The sequence below is a fragment of the Enterobacter huaxiensis genome (genome assembly GCF_003594935.2).
Lineage (GTDB): Bacteria > Pseudomonadota > Gammaproteobacteria > Enterobacterales > Enterobacteriaceae > Enterobacter > Enterobacter huaxiensis.
Window position 1 is genome coordinate 3504050 of sequence record NZ_CP043342.1, and the last position, 19586, is coordinate 3523635.

At 60.8% G+C, this 19586-nt stretch carries 13 protein-coding genes; 9 read left to right on the plus strand and 4 right to left on the minus strand.

The window, feature by feature from the left end:
* The first annotated feature begins 97 nt into the window (after window positions 1-97).
* From fepD to fepC, 3 genes are read left to right on the plus strand one after another with little or no spacing between them, the layout of a single operon-like run.
* Window positions 98-1102: a Fe(3+)-siderophore ABC transporter permease gene (fepD, locus tag D5067_RS16770; RefSeq protein WP_119935146.1), complete on the plus strand. Its 1005-nt coding sequence runs from the start codon at window positions 98-100 to the stop codon at window positions 1100-1102.
* Window positions 1102-2091, plus strand: a complete 990-nt coding sequence (fepG, locus tag D5067_RS16775) for an iron-enterobactin ABC transporter permease (RefSeq protein WP_119935460.1) — start codon at window positions 1102-1104, stop codon at window positions 2089-2091. Before fepD ends, fepG begins: the two co-directional genes overlap by 1 nt.
* On the plus strand, window positions 2088-2888 hold the full coding sequence (fepC, locus tag D5067_RS16780) for an iron-enterobactin ABC transporter ATP-binding protein (protein ID WP_119935147.1): 801 nt from the start codon (window positions 2088-2090) through the stop codon (window positions 2886-2888). The genes fepG and fepC overlap by 4 nt, the downstream gene beginning before the upstream one ends.
* Before the next feature lie 95 nt (window positions 2889-2983).
* On the opposite strand, the gene entF is transcribed toward fepC, so the two are convergent.
* Genes entF through fes form a run of 3 tightly spaced genes read right to left on the minus strand, consistent with a single transcriptional unit; the run spans window position 2984 to window position 8263 of the window.
* Window positions 2984-6841, minus strand: coding sequence for an enterobactin non-ribosomal peptide synthetase EntF (entF, locus tag D5067_RS16785; protein WP_119935148.1), 3858 nt, complete (start codon window positions 6839-6841; stop codon window positions 2984-2986).
* Complete coding sequence (locus tag D5067_RS16790) at window positions 6838-7050, minus strand: MbtH family protein (protein WP_119935149.1); 213 nt, start codon at window positions 7048-7050, stop codon at window positions 6838-6840. The genes entF and D5067_RS16790 overlap by 4 nt, the downstream gene beginning before the upstream one ends.
* Window positions 7051-7063: 13 nt before the next feature.
* Window positions 7064-8263, minus strand: coding sequence for an enterochelin esterase (gene fes, locus D5067_RS16795; protein WP_119935150.1), 1200 nt, complete (start codon window positions 8261-8263; stop codon window positions 7064-7066).
* 145 nt (window positions 8264-8408) lie between these two features.
* On the opposite strand from fes, the gene D5067_RS16800 reads away from it, so the two are divergent.
* The 3 genes from D5067_RS16800 (at window position 8409) to entD (ending at window position 13455) form a co-directional block, all read left to right on the plus strand.
* Window positions 8409-10658 (plus strand): TonB-dependent siderophore receptor, encoded by a 2250-nt coding sequence (locus D5067_RS16800; protein WP_119935151.1) that lies wholly within the window; start codon window positions 8409-8411, stop codon window positions 10656-10658.
* Between the two features lie 770 nt (window positions 10659-11428).
* Window positions 11429-12724 carry a YadA C-terminal domain-containing protein gene (locus D5067_RS16805; RefSeq protein ID WP_160117934.1) on the plus strand — a complete coding sequence of 432 codons (1296 nt, stop codon included), beginning with the start codon at window positions 11429-11431 and terminating at the stop codon, window positions 12722-12724.
* 83 nt (window positions 12725-12807) lie between these two features.
* The gene (entD, locus tag D5067_RS16810; protein ID WP_119935153.1) at window positions 12808-13455 is read left to right on the plus strand and encodes an enterobactin synthase subunit EntD; all 648 of its coding nucleotides are present in this window, start codon (window positions 12808-12810) and stop codon (window positions 13453-13455) included.
* A gap of 111 nt (window positions 13456-13566) precedes the next feature.
* On the opposite strand, the gene betT is transcribed toward entD, so the two are convergent.
* Window positions 13567-15600: a choline BCCT transporter BetT gene (gene betT, locus D5067_RS16815; protein ID WP_119935154.1), complete on the minus strand. Its 2034-nt coding sequence runs from the start codon at window positions 15598-15600 to the stop codon at window positions 13567-13569.
* A gap of 128 nt (window positions 15601-15728) precedes the next feature.
* On the opposite strand from betT, the gene betI reads away from it, so the two are divergent.
* From betI to betA, 3 genes are read left to right on the plus strand one after another with little or no spacing between them, the layout of a single operon-like run.
* Entirely contained in the window at window positions 15729-16316 is a 588-nt protein-coding gene (betI, locus tag D5067_RS16820; RefSeq protein ID WP_119935155.1) for a transcriptional regulator BetI, read from the plus strand.
* 13 nt (window positions 16317-16329) lie between these two features.
* Entirely contained in the window at window positions 16330-17802 is a 1473-nt protein-coding gene (gene betB, locus D5067_RS16825) for a betaine-aldehyde dehydrogenase (RefSeq protein ID WP_119935156.1), read from the plus strand.
* 13 nt (window positions 17803-17815) lie between these two features.
* Window positions 17816-19480: a choline dehydrogenase gene (gene betA / locus D5067_RS16830; protein WP_119935157.1), complete on the plus strand. Its 1665-nt coding sequence runs from the start codon at window positions 17816-17818 to the stop codon at window positions 19478-19480.
* Window positions 19481-19586: the final 106 nt, after the last annotated feature.

The following is a 19586-nucleotide window of genomic DNA, read 5'->3' on the forward strand; positions in this document are numbered from 1 at the left end:
AGGTATCGGTCTACCATTTCCATGGGCGCACATGCTAACATAGCCAAATAAGATAGATAACGATAATTACTATCATTATCACATCATGGACGTTGCTATGTCGTTTTCCTCTTCCGCGGTGCGCGCCGTAGCCGTGCCCGTTTTATTGCTGCTGTTGATCCTTGCGATTGCACTCAGTTTGCTGGTTGGCGCGAAGCCGCTGCCCGCGTCCGTTATTGTCGATGCGCTCTCCGGTACCTGCCAGAGCGCCGACTGCATTATCGTGCTCGACGCCCGCCTGCCCCGCACCCTTGCCGGACTGCTGGCCGGCGGCGCGCTCGGCCTTGCCGGTGCCCTGATGCAAACCCTCACCCGCAACCCGCTGGCGGACCCCGGCATCCTCGGCGTTAACTCCGGCGCCAGCTTTGCCATCGTGCTCGGCGCGGCGCTGTTCGGGTTGACCTCTCCGTCCGAGCAGCTGGTCATGGCCTTCTGCGGCGCGCTGGCCGCCTCGCTGGTAGTGGCCTTTACCGGCAGCCAGGGCGGCGGGCAGCTGAGTCCGGTACGTTTAACGCTGGCGGGCGTGGCGCTCGCGGCGGTGCTGGAGGGCTTGTCCAACGGCATCGCCCTGCTCAACCCCGACGTCTACGACCAGCTTCGCTTCTGGCAGGCCGGCTCGCTGGATATCCGCACCCTTGAAACCCTAAAAGTGGTGGCGTTCCCGGTCATCCTCGCCGCCGCCGTGGCGCTGTTCTTAAGCCGAGCGCTCAACAGCCTGAGCCTCGGCAGCGACACCGCGACCGCCCTCGGCAACCGCGTGGCGCGCACGCAGCTGATAGGTCTTTTGGCCATCACGGTTCTGTGCGGCAGCGCGACCGCCGTGGTCGGCCCCATTGCCTTTATCGGCCTGATGATGCCGCACATGGCCCGCTGGCTGGTGGGGGCGGATCACCGCTGGTCGCTGCCGGTGACGCTGCTGGCAACCCCGGCCCTGCTGCTGTTTGCGGACGTGCTGGGCCGCCTGCTGGTGCCCGGCGAGCTGCGCGTCTCGGTGGTCAGCGCCTTTATCGGCGCGCCGGTGCTGATCTTCCTGGTACGCCGCAGGCGCGGAGGTGGCGCATGATGGCCCCGTCCCGTCGTTTAGTCACCAGTGTCTCCCTGCTGGCTATTGTCATTCTGCTGCTGGCGGTCTGGAGCCTGCGCAGCGGCGCGGTGACGCTCGATTTTGCTCAGGTGTTTGACGCCCTTCTCGGCAGCGCGCCGCGCAACATCACCATGGTGGTGACGGAGTGGCGTCTGCCGCGCGTGGCGATGGCCATACTGGTCGGCGCGGCGCTCGGCGTGAGCGGTGCGATATTCCAGTCGCTGTTGCGCAACCCGCTCGGCAGCCCGGACGTGATGGGCCTCAACACCGGGGCCTGGAGCGGCGTGCTGGTGGCGATGGTGCTGTTCGGCCAGCACCTGACGGCGATTACCTTTACGGCGATGGCGGGCGGCATTCTCACCTCCCTGCTTATCTGGGCGCTGGCCTGGCGCAACGGCATCGACACCTTCCGCCTGATCATCATCGGGATCGGCATCCGCGCCATGCTGATGGCCTTTAACACCTGGCTGCTGCTGCAGGCCTCGCTGGAAACCGCGCTCTCCGCCGGGCTGTGGTACGCCGGCTCCCTCAACGGCCTGACGTGGGGCAAAACCTGGCCCGCCGCGCCGCTAATTATCCTGATGTTTATCGGCGCGCTGCTGCTGGTGCGGCGCATGCGGCTGCTGGAGATGGGCGACGACAGCGCCTGCGCGCTGGGCGTAAGCGTCGAACGCTCGCGCCTGATGCTGATGCTGGTCGCGGTACTGCTGACCGCAGCGTCTACGGCCATCGCCGGGCCGATCTCGTTTATCGCTCTGGTCGCCCCGCATATTGCCCGGCGCCTCAGCGGCACGGCGCGCTGGGGGTTAACTCAGGCGGCGCTGTGCGGCGCGCTGCTGCTGCTGGCCGCCGATCTCTGCGCCCAGCAGCTGTTTATGCCTTATCAACTTCCGGTGGGCGTGGTGACCGTCAGCCTCGGCGGGATTTACCTCATCGTCTTGCTCGTTCAGGAGTCACGCAAGAAATGACAGATTCTACAACCCGCTTGCGCGGCGAAAACCTCACCCTCGGCTACGGCAAAAAAATCATTGCTCGCGACCTGAGCGTTGCCATTCCGGACGGCCATTTTACGGCAATCATCGGGCCGAACGGCTGCGGCAAATCGACCCTGCTGCGCACCCTGAGCCGCCTGATGACGCCGTCTGAAGGCAGCGTGTTCCTCGACGGGGAGCAGATCCAGCGCTTTGCCAGCAAGGAGGTGGCGCGGCGCATTGGGCTGCTGGCGCAAAACGCCACCACGCCGGGGGATATTACCGTGCAGGAGCTGGTCTCGCGCGGGCGCTATCCGCACCAGCCGCTGTTTACCCGCTGGCGTAAAGAGGATGACGAGGCGGTCAGCCGCGCGATGCAGGCGACGGGGATTACCGATCTGGCCCAGCAGAGCGTGGACACCCTTTCCGGCGGACAGCGCCAGCGCGCGTGGATTGCGATGGTGCTGGCGCAGGAGACCTCCATCATGCTGCTGGACGAGCCGACGACCTGGCTCGACATCAGCCATCAGATTGACCTGCTGGAGCTGCTGAGCGAGCTCAACCGCACGCAGGGGTATACCCTGGCGGCGGTGCTGCACGATTTAAACCAGGCGTGCCGCTACGCCACGCACCTGATTGCCTTGCGAGACGGTGAGATCGTGGCGCAGGGCGCGCCGAAAGAGATTGTGACGCCGGAGCTGATCGAACGGATCTACGGCATGCGCTGCATGATTATTGACGATCCGGTGGCGGGTACGCCGCTGGTGGTGCCGCTTGGAAAACGTGCGGTCTGATGTCCCCTCACCCTGACCCTCTCCCCAAAGGGGAGAGGGGGACGATTACACCCTCTCCCCTTTGGGGAGAGGGCTGGGGTGAGGGGCTTTTGACGTTACCCCAATATCTCCTTTAACACCGGCCCAATCTTCTCAAACGCCTGCGGTGAAATGATATCCACGTGGGCGCAGTCCTGGCTGTACACCTCCAGTTCCCCAACCCACGGTGCCCACGCGACCTGCGGATCCATCGTTCGCGTGCGCTCGGCGACAAACAGCGTCGCTTTGCCGTCAAACCGCGCGCTGTGCGCCGTGGTTAACAACCGCACCGCGTCGGCGTAGTTGCCTTCAATAGCGTTAAACAGCTCGCTGGAGCCCTGCCCCTGCTGAGCGGCGATAAAGGCCTGACGCTCGCGCTCGATTTCCGCCAGCACCTCCGGGTCGAGGCCGTTGGCCTCTTTCTCCGCCCAGTTTTGCGTTTCCGGCGGCCAGGTATCCAGCAGGCCGAGGAAGGCCACCTCTTCACCCTGCTCGCGCAGACGGGCGGCAATGCCCTGCGCCAGCGTGCCGCCGAGGGAATAGCCGAACAGGTAATACGGCCCCTGCGGCTGCTGCTTACGCAACGTGTTCAGATGGTGCTCAATGACTCCATCCAGATCCGCGCGCTGCTGCATCGGGCCGTCCGGGCGCGGCGACTGAATCCCGACGATAGACCAGCGCGGGCTGAGGTAGCGCACCAGGACGCTAAACTGCCAGGCAAAGCCGGACGCCGGATGGAAGCAGAACAGCGTCGGGCCGCTGCTTTCACGCAGCGGGAGAAGGGTTTCATACCCCAGACGCTGAGCCTGCTCGTCGCTCATCTGCGAGTCCAGCAGCGCGCTGAGCTTGCTCACCGTCGAGGCGACCATAATCTGCCCCGGCGTAACCTTGCGCGAGAATGTGCGGCTTAGCTGCGCGGCCAGGCGCATCGCCAGCAGCGAGTGGCCGCCGAGGGCAAAGAAGTCGGCCTCAATATCGTTCACCTCGCAGCCCAGCAGGTCGGAAAACGCCTGCGCGACGGCGGCTTCGGTTTCCGTCTCCGGCGCGCGGCCGGAGGCTTTACTCGTCAGCTCCGGCAGCGGCAGCGCCTTGCGGTCAAGCTTGCCGTTCGCGCTGAGCGGCAGCGCGCTGATTTGCAGCAGCACCACCGGCACCATGTGCGGCGGCAGCTGCGCTTTGAGCGATTCCAGCAGCGCGTCGCGATCCAGCGGTAAGCCGGATTCGGAAACCACGTAGCCCACCAGCTGGCGGGCATCGCCGCCGGTGGCCGCCGCCTGGTTGAACACGCAGGCGTGGGCCACGGCCTGAGCCACGTCCGGCAGCGACAGCATCGCCCGGTCGATCTCGCCCAGCTCGATGCGCTGGCCGCGAATTTTCAGCTGATCGTCGCTGCGGCCCAGGTATTCCACCGCCCCGTTGTCCAGCCAGCGGGCAACGTCGCCGGTGCGGTACATCCGCTCGCCGGGGGCAAACGGGTCGGCAATAAAGCGGCTGGCGGTGAGGTCCGGACGGCCCAGATACCCCTGCGCCAGCTGAATGCCGGTGAGATAAAGGTCGCCCGCCACGCCAAACGGCACCGGGCGCATCATGGCGTCCAGAATGCGCAGCCCCGTGTTCCACACCGGGAAGCCGATCGGCACGCTGCTGCCCTCCACCGCCGCCAGCTCGGGGCCAAACGCCGGATACCAGCTTACGTCCACCGCCGCTTCCGTTGGGCCATAAAGGTTGTGCAGCGGCGCATGGGTGAGCTGCTCCCACTCGCGGCACAGCTCGGTCGGCAGCGCTTCGCCGCTGCAGAACACCTGCTTAAGGGTTTTGCAGCAGGCCACGTTTTCCGGCGTCAGCGAGGCGACAAACGCCGCCAGCATCGAGGGTACGAAGTGGGTAGTGGTCACGCCGTACTGGGCGAAGAAGCTCTGCATCGCCTGCGGATCGCGGTGCGCGTCCGGCTCGGCCATCACCAGCTTCGCCCCGGCGATAAACGGCCACCAGAACTCCCACACCGACACGTCAAAGCTGCACGGCGTTTTCTGCGCTACCACGTCAGTTGCGTTCAGCGGGTAGCGATCCTGCATCCACTTCAGGCGGTTAACGATGGCGGTATGGCCGACCATGACGCCCTTCGGGCGGCCCGTCGAACCGGAGGTAAAGATGATGTACGCGGTCTGCTCCGGCGTCGCCAGCCGCAGCGGTTCAGCCCCCGCAGCCGGTAACAGAGTGTTGTAACTAAACGAACTCATCGGCAGATCGCTAAAGCGCGGGAGCTGCTCGTCGGTAGTGATGAGCAGGGACGGCTTCGCGTCCTCCAGCATCATCCGCAGACGGTCGTCCGGGTAGCCGGTATCGAGCGGCAGCCATGCGGCGCCGGCCTCGACGATGCCGTGCAGCGCCAGGGTCAGGAACACCGAGCGCGGGAGCGCCACCGCCACGCTGTCGCCCGGCTTGACGCCGCGATCGCGCAGCAGGTTAGCCAGCGCGACGACCTGCTCGCGCATCTGGCGATAGCTGAGCTCAACGTGCGCATCCGCCAGCGCGGGGGCGTCCGGCGTTTTGCTCGCCTGCTCCGCCACCAGATCCGCGAGCGTAGTGGACGGCAGCGCCAGCCCGGTGTCGTTGATGCGCGACAGCTGCGCGTACTCCTGCTCAGAAACGGTTTCCACTTCGCCGCAGCGCAGGTCCGGATTAGCCGCAAACTGCTGCAGCATCGCGTTCAGGCGCGCCGCGTGGCGCTTCAGCTCCACCTCATCGTAACGCTGTTTATTGGCGAGGATCTCAATGCTCAGCCCGCCCTGCTCGTCCGGGAACAGCGCCAGCTCCAGATCGTTTACCGGGCCGGTGGCCAGCGTGTGGGTGATGGCCTCCACGCCGTCGATATCCAGCTGATAATCGAAGACCTTAACGTTCAGCACCGGGCCAAACAGCGCTTCGTCGCCCGCGGCACGCCCGCTGTCGCGCACGATCTGCTCGGCGTCGTAGCGCTGGTGGCGGCGCATTTTTTTCAGCTGGTTCGCCAGACGCAGCGCCAGCTCCGGCAGGCTCTCCTGGGCGTTGATGTTCACCGCCAGCGGCAGGACGTTGAGCACCGGCCCGGTCGCGGTCAGCGCGGCGGAGCCCATGCGGCGCATGAAGATAAACCCGGCGGCGTAGTCCAGCCGTCCGGTCAGGCGGCCCAGCCACAGCGCCACCAGCGCAAGCGCCAGATCGGTGCGCTGCACCTGCCCTGCCGCCTGTGCAAGCTGGCTAAAGGCGCGGCCGTCGGTAGCAATTTTCAGGCGCAGGATATCGGTTGTCGCCGCGCGGCCCGGTAAAGGAGCAGCAGAAAGCGACACCGGAGAAGGAAGCTGCCTGCGCTGCTCTGCCCAGAAGGCACCGTCGCGCGCGTATGCCTCGCTGTCGCGATAGCGCTGATACTCGTCCACCACCTCGGCAAACGGCGTAAACGGGGATGCGGGCGTCGGGTCACCCTTTTTCCAGGCGGCATAAATCGCGGCGATCTGGCGGGTAATGGCCGGGAAGCTAAAGCCATCCACCACCAGATGGTGATAGCGCTGATACCAGTACCAGTGGCTTTCGCCCACCCGAATCAGCTGGTGAAACGCCAGCGGCTGCCCGCTCTCGACGCGCAGGTTTTGATTGAGATCGGCCTCCATCAGCGCCACGGCGTCGTCGTGAGAGGTAACGCGAACGATGGATGGCTCCGGCAGAATGACGGTGTCATCCACCCACTGCCACACCTCGCCGTTATCCTCGGCAAAACGCGTGCGCAGGGTATCGGCCTGCATCATGCCAGCGGCAATCGCCTTTGCCAGCAGCGGCGCATCGATGTCGCCTTTCAGTTCGGTGTAGTGCGCCACGCTCCAGGCGTTTGGCAGCGTGGAAAGCTGCTCCGCCATCCAGATACCCGGCTGGGCGGCGACAAGCGGAAGACGGTTCATGCGTGCTCCTCCGCAAAATGAGAAGGTTCAAGCGTTTTCCAGCGTTCGGCCAGCCACTGCTGGCACGCCTCCTGGGACTGCGGCTCGCAGACAACGCGCCAGCCTGCGGGCAGCTCGCACTGCTGCGGCCACAGGCTGTACTGCCCCTGGTCGTTTTGCAAAATGGCGAACTGTCCCTGCGGATTATCGAAAGGATTGCTGAATTCCATACAAACTCCGTTATTAAATAAGCGGCTGCCAGAGGGTCATTAGCCCCTGCGTCAGCCCACCGCGCCAGCAAAGCGCATCGTGCCCGCCGTCAACCTGACGCCAGATAACCGGTTGCTGTGTGTGTTGTAGTTCGGCGTAAAGCGCCTGATTTGCGCGGAAAATGAGCGGCTCGTTGCGCCCGGCCTCAAGGACGATGCGCAGCCCGCGTGCGGTTTTTTCACCCGCTTTAAGTTGTTCGATAAGCAGCCCGTCCCGCTGCGCGCCGCGGTGCGGCCACCAGTAGGAACCGGACTGGCTGAGCACGCAGCCAAAACGCTGCGGCCAGTTGAGCCCTGCGTAAAGAGAGGAAAGCCCGCCGAAGCTCTGCCCCGCCACAACGGTACGCTCGGCGCGGTCGCTGAACGGTGCGAGGGTTTTCACCCGCGGGAGAAGTTCTTCCTGCACCGCCAGCCAGAACTCGGGGTTGCAGGGCAGCTCGCGGCTGCGGTGCTCGGTATCGATCGCGTCGATTAACACGTAGACCGCAGGCGGCAGCTTGCCTTCATCCGTGAGCGACGTCAGCGCAGGCCAGACGGGCATGCTTTCGGCCCAGAACTGCCCGTCGAGCAGGACCGCCAGCGGGCGCTCGGGGTTCTCGTCACCGGTGGTAAAAATCCAGACGCGGCGGCGGTTGCCCAGCCGCGCGCTGTTCCACTCAATGCTGACGGGCTTTTTGTAGGGCGCATCGGGATGGTTCCAGCCCGGCTGCACCGGGGCCTCAGGCATTTCCAGCGCCGAGACGGCGTGGCCGCGCCCGCCGCGCCAGCTTTGCGGGTTCAGCGGGTCGGACACCGCGTGCGGCAGCAGCTTGCGCCAGCCTTCGCGCAGCGCCATGCGGTCCGGCAGCTCGCCTTCAAACACCGCGCTGGAAAAGTCGTCTTCATGACTGGAGGGAATAAAGCAGTAGCTGCCGCGCCATTCCGGGCTGAAATCGCCCTGCCACTGCCAGACGTCGGTATCCGGGATGCGTTCGAGAGACTGCGGGCGGGCATTCTGATGGTGATCGGTCACGCCGGTGATATAGAGCCAGACGCGCTTCACCGCGGACGTTTTCTGGGTTCCTGCCGGGTCACGCCACCAGAAGGTGACGCGATAGCTCTCCTTCTGACGTTCCCATTCCGGCCCGTTTTTCGATTGCCACCACCCTTCACTTCCGGTTGTTAACGCCGTCACCCTTATAACCCCATGTTTAGCTGACTTTTTTGCTTCAGAGCAAATTTTATTGATAATATTATTGATAACTATTTGCATTTGCAATAGCGTAATGCCCGCGCTGTGGGAAGCGCGTTCATAAATAATCATAAAAGCGGGACGTACAATGAATAAGAAGATTCACTCTCTGGCATTGCTGGTCAATTTAGGGATTTATGGGGTCGCGCTGCCCGCTATGGCAGACGACAGCACCGCCACCGCGCAGCACGAAGACACGATGGTGATCACCGCCGCAGAGCAAAACCTGCAGGCGCCAGGCGTATCGACCATCACGGCCGATGAAATCCGTAAAAACCCTCCCGCGCGGGATGTGGCGGAAATCATCCGCACCATGCCGGGCGTTAACCTGACCGGTAACTCCACCAGCGGCCAGCGCGGCAACAACCGCCAGATCGACATTCGCGGCATGGGCCCGGAGAATACCCTGATCCTGATCGACGGCAAGCCGGTCACCAGCCGCAACTCCATCCGCCTGGGCTGGCGCGGCGAGCGTGATACCCGCGGCGATACCGGCTGGGTACCGCCAGAGATGATCGAACGCATCGAAGTGATCCGCGGCCCGGCTGCGGCTCGCTACGGCAACGGCGCGGCAGGCGGCGTGGTCAATATCATCACTAAAAAATTCGACAACCAGTGGCACGGTTCCTGGAACACCTATCTGAACGCGCCGGAACATAAGGATGAAGGTTCCACCAAGCGAACCAACTTCAGCCTGAGCGGCCCGCTGGGCGGCGACTTCAGCTTCCGCATGTTCGGCAACCTGGATAAAACTCAGGCCGACGCGTGGGACATTAACCAGGGCCATCAGTCCGATCGCACCGGCGCGTATGCCGACACGCTGCCGGCGGGCCGTGAAGGCGTAGAGAACAAAGACATCAACGGCGTGGTGCGCTGGGACTTCGCGCCTATGCAGTCCCTCGAATTTGAAGCGGGCTACAGCCGCCAGAACAACCTCTACGCGGGCGATACCCAGAACACCAACAACGACAACAGCTCCAACGGCCTGGTGAAGAAAAACTACGGTAAAGAGACAAACCGTATCTATCGTCAGAACTTCGCGGTGACCTGGAACGGCGGCTGGGATAACGGCATCACCACCAGCAACTGGGCGCAGTACGAACATACCCGCAACTCGCGTCTGGGCGAAGGGCTGGCGGGCGGTCTGGAAGGGTTATTCAACAGCAATAAATTCACCGACACCGATCTTGCTGACGTGATGCTGCACAGTGAAATCAACCTGCCGATCGATTTCCTCGTCAACCAGAACCTGACCCTGGGCACCGAGTGGAACCAGCAGCGCATGAAGGATTCCACCTCCAACACCCAGGCCCAGCAGGGCGGCACCATCCCGGGCATGAGCGACGACCGTAGCCCGTACTCCTCGGCGGAGATTTTCTCCCTCTTCGCCGAGAACAACATGGAGCTGACCGACAGCACCATGCTGACCCCGGCGCTGCGCTTCGACTACCACACCATTGTGGGCAACAACTGGAGCCCGTCCCTGAACCTGTCGCAGGGCCTGGGGGATGACTTCACGCTGAAAATGGGTATCGCGCGCGCTTACAAAGCCCCGAGCCTGTACCAGACCAACCCGAACTACCTGCTGTACAGCAAAGGCCAGGGCTGCTACGCCAGCTCTGACGGCGTGGGCTGCTACATGATGGGTAACGACGACCTGAAGGCCGAAACCAGCATCAACAAAGAGATTGGCCTTGAGTGGAAGCACGACGGCTGGCTGGCGGGCGTGACCTGGTTCCGTAACGACTATCGCGACAAGATTGAAGCGGGCTACGCGCCGATTGGCCAGACGTCCACCAGTAAAGTCACCACCGACATTTACCAGTGGGAAAACGTGCCTAAGGCCGTAGTTGAAGGTCTGGAAGGCTCCCTGAACGTGCCGGTAAGCGACACGATCAACTGGACCAACAACATCACCTACATGCTGCAGAGCAAGAACAAAGAGACCGGCGACCGTCTGTCGATCATTCCTGAGTACACGCTGAACTCAACCCTGAGCTGGCAGGTCCATCAGGACGTATCGCTTCAGTCGACCTTCACCTGGTACGGCAAGCAGCAGCCGAAGAAATACAACTACAAAGGTCAGCCTGTTACCGGGTCTGAGAAAGACGAAGTTAGCCCGTACAGCATCGTTGGCCTGAGCGCGACCTGGGACGTGACCAAAAACGTCAGCCTGACCGGCGGGATTGATAACGTCTTCGATAAACGTCAGTGGCGCGCGGGTAATGCCCAGACCACGGGTAATACCACGACGGGGGCGTATATGTACGGCGCAGGTGCCTATACGTATAACGAGCCGGGCCGTACCTGGTATATGAGCGTGAATACGCATTTCTAGGTAAAAGCAAAACGGCAACCCTGTTGCCGTTTTTAATTTCTCCACCCTCTCCCCGCGGGAGAGGGCCGGGGTGAGAGCCTCAGACCGCATATTCCCCCTTCATCTGAAAGTTTACATTCGCCCCTTTCAAATAAAAGTCTACATTTATAAATCTGGCATAATTCGTTGTGTTTACATTGCCACTAACGGTTATTTCCCACAAGCACTTAACAAACACCCAATTTATTTCTCCTGATATTCAATTTAATTATTTAAAACAGAAAAACATAAATTAATACAATAAAAAACCTGTTGTCTCGCCATAAGAAACGCCTGTAATCTCTGCCACGCCCGCCCGTCCTGGCGGTAAGCACCTATAAACACTGCATTCAGGAAAGAGCCACGGCATAAAAGCCGAGGCGCACGTACGCACGCTGTAAAAGCATCCGCACGTTTATACGAATAGTTTTTAATTACAAGCATCAGAATTGTAACGCTGGGCAGTAATGAAAACCCTGGGCAGTTCATAAATCAAAGGGAATAAACTAAGGATTTCCATTGTGAATTCCTGGTCCGCTCTATATTTAATTTAATGCGAGTTTACAATGAAAAAATCTATTATTGCTGTTCTGCTTTCTGCTGTTATTACGCCTGCGGCTTTTGCTGATTCATTTTCACTGACATTAGACCAAAACGGTAACGTCGCCCAGGGTGTGCAAAATCCTGCTCAGGGAATATTTGACGTCAACCCAACCGCTGGCAAAGTTACCTTGTTCGGTACAGAAAATACGGTGGCTAACCTTGATCAGATTCAGAACAACCTTAGTCTCATTCAAGACCATCAGAGCCAAATTACAGCGAACAACATTGCAATAGGCAATGAAACTACCCGCGCAGAAGTGGCAGAGCAGGGATTAGCGCGCAGTAAAGTCGATATCACCGACTACAACATCGACCAGCAGCAGCAAGCCGACCTCAATACTAAGACCGATAAAGAGCTGGATGACCATGCCTACCAGCTGAGACTGCTGGATAGCCGCTCTCAGGGCCTGCAGGCTGCCATCGTTTCACACGGCGACCGCATGAACGCGATTCAGTCTGACGTTGACAGCAACGCCGCAAATATTACCGTGAACACCAACGCAATCAACAATGAGTCCGATCGTGCCAAAGCTGCGGAAACCGATCTCGACCGCAATAAAGTGAACATTGCTGATTACAATATCGACCAGTCGAAACAGGATACGGTGAACAAGGCTGCCACTAAAGAACTGGCCGAACATGATGACAACCTGCGCCTACTGAACAGTAAAGCTACCGGTCTGCAGGATTCCATCGTTTCACACGGCGACCGCATGAACGCGATTCAGTCTGACGTTGACAACGATACTGCGAAGATTAACAAAGAAACCACTGACCGCAGCGCGGCTGACCAGCGTCAGCAACAGCAAATCACCAACAATACTAATGCAACACGTACCAACGCTGGCGCCATTACCGCGAATCAAAAAACTATCGCCAACAACAAAACCTCCATCGATCGCCTTTCAGGGCAAAACGGCACAACCTATAAACTGGCTGCGGCGACTGCCCGCCTGAGCATTCATGAAGAGCAACAAATCGTCACCCTGGCTCAGGATACGAAGGTCGCCCAGGCCACAGGTGAATACGCTCAGTCTCGCGCTCAAATCGCCATGCAAAACGCCGAGAAAAACCGTGCCGCTCTGGTCGCCTCCAACAAGAAGATCGCCGCGAACAGCGTCGCACTTGCCGATCATGAACAGCGCATTGAGACGCTTGAGCAGAGCAACAGCAGTAATTTTGGCAAACTGAAAAGTGAGGTGGACGAGAACCGCAAACGCGCTTCCGCAGGCATCGCGGGCGTTGCGGCGATGGCGAACATCCCGCAGGTGACCAACACGCAGAACTTCTCCGTGGGCGCCGGTGTGGGCAATACCGATGGTGAAAACGCGCTGGCGGTGGGCTTCTCTGCACGCGCAACGGAAAACGTGGTGGTGAAAGCCTCCGTGTCTGACGATTCTCAGCATAACTTTGTTGTCGGCGGCGGCATCGCATACGGCTGGTAACGCAACTCGCCGGGTAGCATTTGCTTACCCGGCACTTTTATCTGCGGTAAAGTAAGCGTTTTAGCGAGCAAGCGAGAACAATAATGCAGGTGACACATTCCACGTTTTTTCTTGCAGGGCTTACCGTCCATCATGTCACCTTCGATCCCTCAACCTTCACCGATGCCGATCTTCTCTGGCTCCCCCACCACGCTGAGCTTTCAAACGCCGGGCGTAAACGCAAAGCGGAGCATCTTGCCGGACGCATCGCCGCCGCGCATGCCTTACCTGACCACGCCGTTCCTGGCATCGGCCCCAGCGGCGAACCGCTCTGGCCGGAAGGTATTTCAGGCAGCATCACCCACTGCGGCACGCAGGCCATGGCGGTTGTCGTCCGTCATCCAGATGCGCTGGTGGGTATTGATTGCGAAGCCATTCTTCCAGATCCTGAAGCCCGCGACATCAAGGACGGTATCGTTGATGCGCAGGAAGCGATATGCCTGACGCGCTCGGGCTACTCTTTTGCGCTGGCATTGACGCTCGCTTTTAGCGCCAAAGAGAGTTTGTTTAAAGCCCTCTTCCCGCAGGTGAAGATTTTTATGGGCTTTGAGTGTGCGAGAGTCACAGAGGTAACGGAAAAAACCATCACACTGGCGCTTTCGCGCCCGGCTGGAGAATATCCTGAGGGTAAACGCTTCACCCTCGTCTGGCAGAATAATGATGGGAACGTGTGGACGCTGCTAAAAGCCTGATGGCGCTGCGCTTATCAGGCCTACGGTAAAGCGGTTTTGTAGGCCGGGTAAGCGCAGCGCCACCCGGCAAGAAAGACAGCTGAACTGTTAATAACCGACGTTTGTCATCAATCAAACATCCGGGAACATCACGCTGTTCCCCGGCGCTTCCCTGTGCAGATGGATGAAGTTCAGGTGCCGCTCATACTGGTCCAGAATGTCCGTAATCACCTGCTCTTTACTGTAATCCATCAAATCATTCCCCTGGCTGCCTTCCAGCAGGAAGGTTTCCAGCCGGTAGTAGGTTGATTTCCCGCTGCGCGCTCGGTAGGTAAACCCGGGAATTGAATACTGCTGCGGCCAGATCTGATAGACAAAGTTCTGCTCATCGCCCATGTGCACCAGCAGATCCAGGTGCCCCAGGTTATCGCCGTCTTCCGGCGGCAGGCTTTTCAGCTCCACGTACGCACCGCGCAGCTTCAGCTCCTGCGCCACCTCTTCCATTGCCGGGAAGCATACCGTCTCCATCATCTGTTTGGTGTAGCGCGTGCCCGGGTAGTTCATCAGGCGCGAAAGACGTTTCTTCCAGCTCAGGCGATCCTGCACGCCTAGCGGTCGCGGCGCGGTGTCGCGGTTGGCGCTTTCGCGGCGGTAGTCTTCCACCTTGAGGGATTTATACAGCCCGGCCATCACGAAGAAGATCACGAAGCTGAACGGCAGTCCCATGATCACCGTGGTGTTCTGCAGCGCAGAGATACCGTTGGTCATCAGCATGCCGAGCGTCAGCAGGCCGATGGCGACGGACCAGAAGATGCGCAGCCAGTTTGGCGCATCGCTGTTGATGTCCTTCAGCTTCGAGGTGAAGTTGCCCAGCACCAGCGCGCCGGAGTCCGCCGAGGTGACGTAAAACAGCAGGCCGGTGATGGTCGCCACGGAGGCGCTAAAGGTAAACGCCGGATACTGCGCCAGCAGGCTGTAGAAGCCGCGCTCCGGGTGCGCCATCGCTTCCTGCGCGAAGGTTGCGTTGCCGTGAATGATCTCGTGCAGCGCGCTGTTGCCGAAAATCGACAGCCACAGCAGCGTAAAGGTGAACGGGATAATCAGCGTGCCCATCACAAACTGGCGAATGGTGCGTCCACGCGAAATGCGCGCGAGGAACAGGCCGACAAACGGCGACCACGCCACCCACCACGCCCAGAAGAACAGCGTCCAGTTGTTCATCCACTCGACCGGGCGGTCAAAGGCAAAGCTGTTCAGCGTCATGCCCATAAAGCGGTTCACGTAGTCGCCCACGTTGAGCACTAAGGCATTGAGCAGGAAAGAGGTGTCGCCCATAAACAGCACGAACAGGATCAGGCCCAGCGCCAGCGCCACGTTCAGCTCGGAAAGCACGCGGATGCCTTTATCAACGCCCGACGTCACCGAGATGGTGGCGATAATGACGGAGAGCGCAATCAGCGCCGCCTTGGCCGCCATCGAATCCGGGATATCAAACAGCACGCTCAGGCCGTAGTTGAGCTGCACCACGCCGATGCCGAGCGTTGTCGCGATACCAAAGATGGTGCCGATCACCGCCGCAATGTCGACGCTGTGGCCTATCGGGCCGTTAATCTTTTTACCGAAGATCGGGTAGAGCGCGGAGCGGATGGTGAGGGGCAAATTATAACGATAGCTAAAGTATCCGAGCGCCATGCCCATCAGGGCGTACATCGACCAGCCGGTCAGGCCGTAGTGGAACAGCGTCCAGACCATCGCCTGGCGCGCGGCCTCCATCGTCTGCCCTGCCCCCTCCGGCGGCTGCATATACTGCGTGACCGGTTCCGCCACCGAGAAGAACATCAGGTCGATGCCGATGCCCGCGGCAAACAGCATCGCGGCCCAGCTCAGCAGGCTGAACTCGGGCTTTGACTGCTCTGGCCCGAGCTTCACCGAACCGAAGCGCGAGCAGGCAATGCAGACCACGAAGACGATATAGAGCGTCGCGGCCAGCAGATAGTACCAGCCGAAGGTCTTCGACACCCAGTTCAGGGTGCGCCCAATCCACTCGGCAGAAAAATCACGAAAGAAGATCGTCGTCAGGGAAAACAACAAAATCAGCCCGGCGGAAGTAAAAAAAACGACCGGGTTGATTTTGTCTTTTTCTCTGTCCTGTGAAAGGTCTGTCATCCAGTATCCCCACTGTTTTTGTAACTATTAAAATCCAAAACCGCAACAATTAAGACACATTTTATATTGAACGTCCAATCAAAAACCGCTTTAATGGTTAACCAACGCTGATGAATGGAGTGGCAAAAATGCCCAAAGTGGGGATGCAGCCGATCCGGCGCAGGCAGCTAATCGATGCCACGCTGGAAGCAATAAATGAGGTGGGTATGCATGATGCGACCATCGCGCAGATCGCCCGTCGGGCCGGCGTTTCCACCGGGATCATAAGCCACTACTTCAAAGACAAAAATGGCCTGCTGGAAGCGACCATGCGCGACATCACCGGCCAGCTGCGCGACGCGGTGTTAAGCCGCTTACGCGCCCTTCCGCACGGCAGCGCGGAGCAGCGACTGCAGGCGATTGTCGGCGGCAACTTTGATGAAACCCAGACCAGCGGCGCAGCGATGAAAGCCTGGCTGGCCTTCTGGGCGAGCAGCATGCACCAGCCGATGCTCTACCGCCTTCAGCAGGTGAGCAGCCGCCGCCTGCTGTCGAACCTGGTGTACGAGTTCCGCCGCGAGCTGCCGCGCCAGCAGGCCGAAGAGGCGGGCTACGGGCTGGCGGCGCTGATTGACGGGCTGTGGCTGCGCGCCGCGCTGAGCGGCAAGCCGCTGGATAAAACCCTGGCCCAGTCGCTTACCAGCCACTTTATCAGCCAGCATTTACCGACCGATTAACCGAGGAGAAATTATGTCCCGAATGGCAGAACAGCAGCTTTATATCAATGGTGGTTATACATCGGCCACCAGCGGTCGCACCTTCGAGACCATCAACCCGGCCAACGGTGAAGTCCTGGCGAGCGTACAGGCCGCCGGGCGCGAAGACGTGGACCGCGCCGTCGAAAGCGCAAAACGCGGGCAAAAAATCTGGGCGGCGATGACCGCCATGGAGCGCTCGCGCATCCTGCGTCGCGCCGTCGATATCCTGCGCGAGCGCAACGACGAGCTCGCAAAGCTGGAAACCCTCGACACCGGTAAAGCATTTTCTGAAACCTCAACCGTCGACATCGTCACCGGCGCGGACGTGCTGGAGTACTATGCGGGGCTGATCCCGGCGCTGGAAGGCAGCCAGATCCCGCTGCGCGACACCTCGTTCGTCTACACCCGCCGCGAGCCGCTGGGCGTGGTGGCGGGTATCGGCGCGTGGAACTACCCGATCCAGATTGCCCTGTGGAAATCGGCCCCGGCGCTGGCGGCGGGCAACGCGATGATCTTCAAGCCGAGCGAAGTGACCCCGCTTACCGCCCTGAAGCTCGCCGAGATCTACACCGAAGCGGGCGTGCCGGACGGCGTGTTTAACGTCCTGCCGGGCGTGGGCGCGGAGACCGGCCAGTTCCTGACCGAACATCCGGGCATTGCCAAAGTCTCCTTTACCGGCGGCGTCGCCAGCGGCAAAAAGGTGATGGCTAACTCGGCGGCCTCGTCCCTGAAAGAGGTGACGATGGAGCTGGGCGGCAAATCCCCGCTGATTATTTTCGACGACGCGGATCTGGATCTCGCAGCGGACATCGCGATGATGGCGAACTTCTTCAGCTCTGGCCAGGTGTGCACCAACGGCACACGCGTGTTCGTGCCTGCGACGTTCAAGGCCGCGTTTGAGCAGAAGATCGTCGAGCGCGTGGGCCGCATCCGCGCGGGCGATCTGTTCGATGAAAACACCAACTTTGGCCCAATGGTCAGCTTCCCGCACCGCGACAGCGTGCTGCGCTACATCGCCAAAGGCAAAGAGGAAGGCGCGCGCGTGCTGTGCGGCGGCGATGCGCTGAAGGGTGACGGCTTTGACAACGGCGCGTGGGTCGCCCCGACCGTGTTCACCGACTGCACCGACGAAATGACCATCGTGCGCGAAGAGATCTTCGGCCCGGTGATGTCCATCCTCACTTATGAAGGTGAAGAAGAAGCCATTCGCCGCGCCAACGACACCGACTACGGCCTGGCGGCGGGCATCGTCACTGCCGACCTGAACCGCGCGCACGGCGCTATTCATCAGCTCGAAGCGGGCATCTGCTGGATCAACACCTGGGGTGAATCCGCCGCAGAGATGCCGGTTGGCGGCTACAAACACTCCGGCATTGGCCGCGAGAACGGCGTGATGACGCTGCAGAGCTACACCCAGGTGAAGTCCATCCAGGTTGAGATGGGTAAATTCCAGTCCATATTTTAACCGGGAGGTTTATTTGCAATTTGACTACATCATTATCGGGGCCGGCTCTGCCGGCAACGTACTGGCAACGCGACTGACTGAAGATCCGAACACCACCGTCCTGCTGCTTGAGGCGGGCGGCCCGGATTACCGTATGGATTTCCGCACCCAGATGCCCGCCGCGCTGGCGTTTCCGCTGCAGGGCAAGCGCTACAACTGGGCGTACGAAACCGAGCCGGAGCCGTACATGAACAACCGCCGCATGGAGTGCGGACGCGGCAAAGGGCTGGGCGGCTCGTCGCTGATCAACGGCATGTGCTACGTGCGCGGCAACGCCATGGATCTGGACAACTGGGCGAAAGAATCTGGCCTTGAGCACTGGAGCTACCTCAACTGCCTGCCCTACTACCGCAAGGCGGAGACCCGCGACGTGGGGCCGAACGACTACCACGGCGGCGACGGTCCGGTGAGCGTCACCACCTCGAAACCGGGCGTGAACCCGCTGTTTGAAGCGATGGTCGAAGCGGGCGTGCAGGCGGGCTATCCGCGCACCGAGGATCTCAACGGCTACCAGCAGGAAGGCTTCGGCCCGATGGACCGCACGGTCACGCCGCAGGGCCGACGCGCCAGCACCGCGCGCGGCTATCTGGACCAGGCGAAGCCGCGTCCGAACCTGACCATTCGCACCCACGCCATGACCGATCATATTATCTTTGACGGCAAGCGCGCGGCGGGCGTCGAGTGGCTCGAGGGCGAAAGCACCATTCCGTCCAAAGCGACGGCAAATAAAGAAGTCCTGCTGTGCGCAGGGGCGATTGCCTCGCCGCAGATCCTGCAACGCTCCGGCGTGGGTAGCGCAGAGCTGCTGAAGCAGTTTGATATTCCGCTGGTGCACGACCTGCCCGGCGTGGGCGAAAACCTGCAGGATCACCTGGAGATGTACCTCCAGTACGAGTGCAAAGAGCCGGTCTCCCTCTACCCTGCCCTGCAGTGGTGGAACCAGCCGAAGATTGGCGCCGAGTGGCTGTTTGGCGGCACAGGCGTGGGCGCGAGCAACCACTTCGAAGCGGGCGGGTTTATCCGCAGCCGCGAGGAGTTTGAATGGCCGAACATTCAATACCACTTCCTGCCGGTGGCGATTAACTACAACGGCTCGAACGCGGTAAAAGAGCACGGCTTCCAGTGCCACGTCGGCTCCATGCGCTCCCCGAGCCGCGGCCACGTGCGCATCAAGTCGCGCGATCCGCACCAGTATCCGGCGATCCTGTTCAACTACATGTCCCACGAGCAGGACTGGCAGGAGTTCCGCGACGCGATTCGCATCACCCGCGAGATCATGCACCAGCCCGCGCTGGACAAGTACCGCGGTCGTGAAATTAGCCCGGGCGTCGAGTGCCAGACCGACGAACAGCTGGACGAGTTCGTGCGTAACCACGCCGAAACCGCGTTCCACCCGTGCGGTACCTGCAAGATGGGCTATGACGAGATGGCGGTGGTCGACGGCGAAGGCCGCGTTCACGGGCTGGAAGGGCTGCGCGTCGTGGATGCGTCGATCATGCCGCAGATCATCACCGGCAACCTGAACGCCACCACCATCATGATTGGCGAGAAGATTGCCGACGCCATCCGCGGGCGCGGGCCGCTGGCGAAGAGCACGGCGGCGTATTACGTGGCGAACGGGGCGCCGGTAAGACGCTAAGTCATTCCCCTCACCCTGGCCCTCTCCCCACAGGGGAGAGGGGATTAACCTTGCCAAAATTATTTTCATTTCCCTGCATCCAGTTTCCCCCCTGCCCTCGTATGTG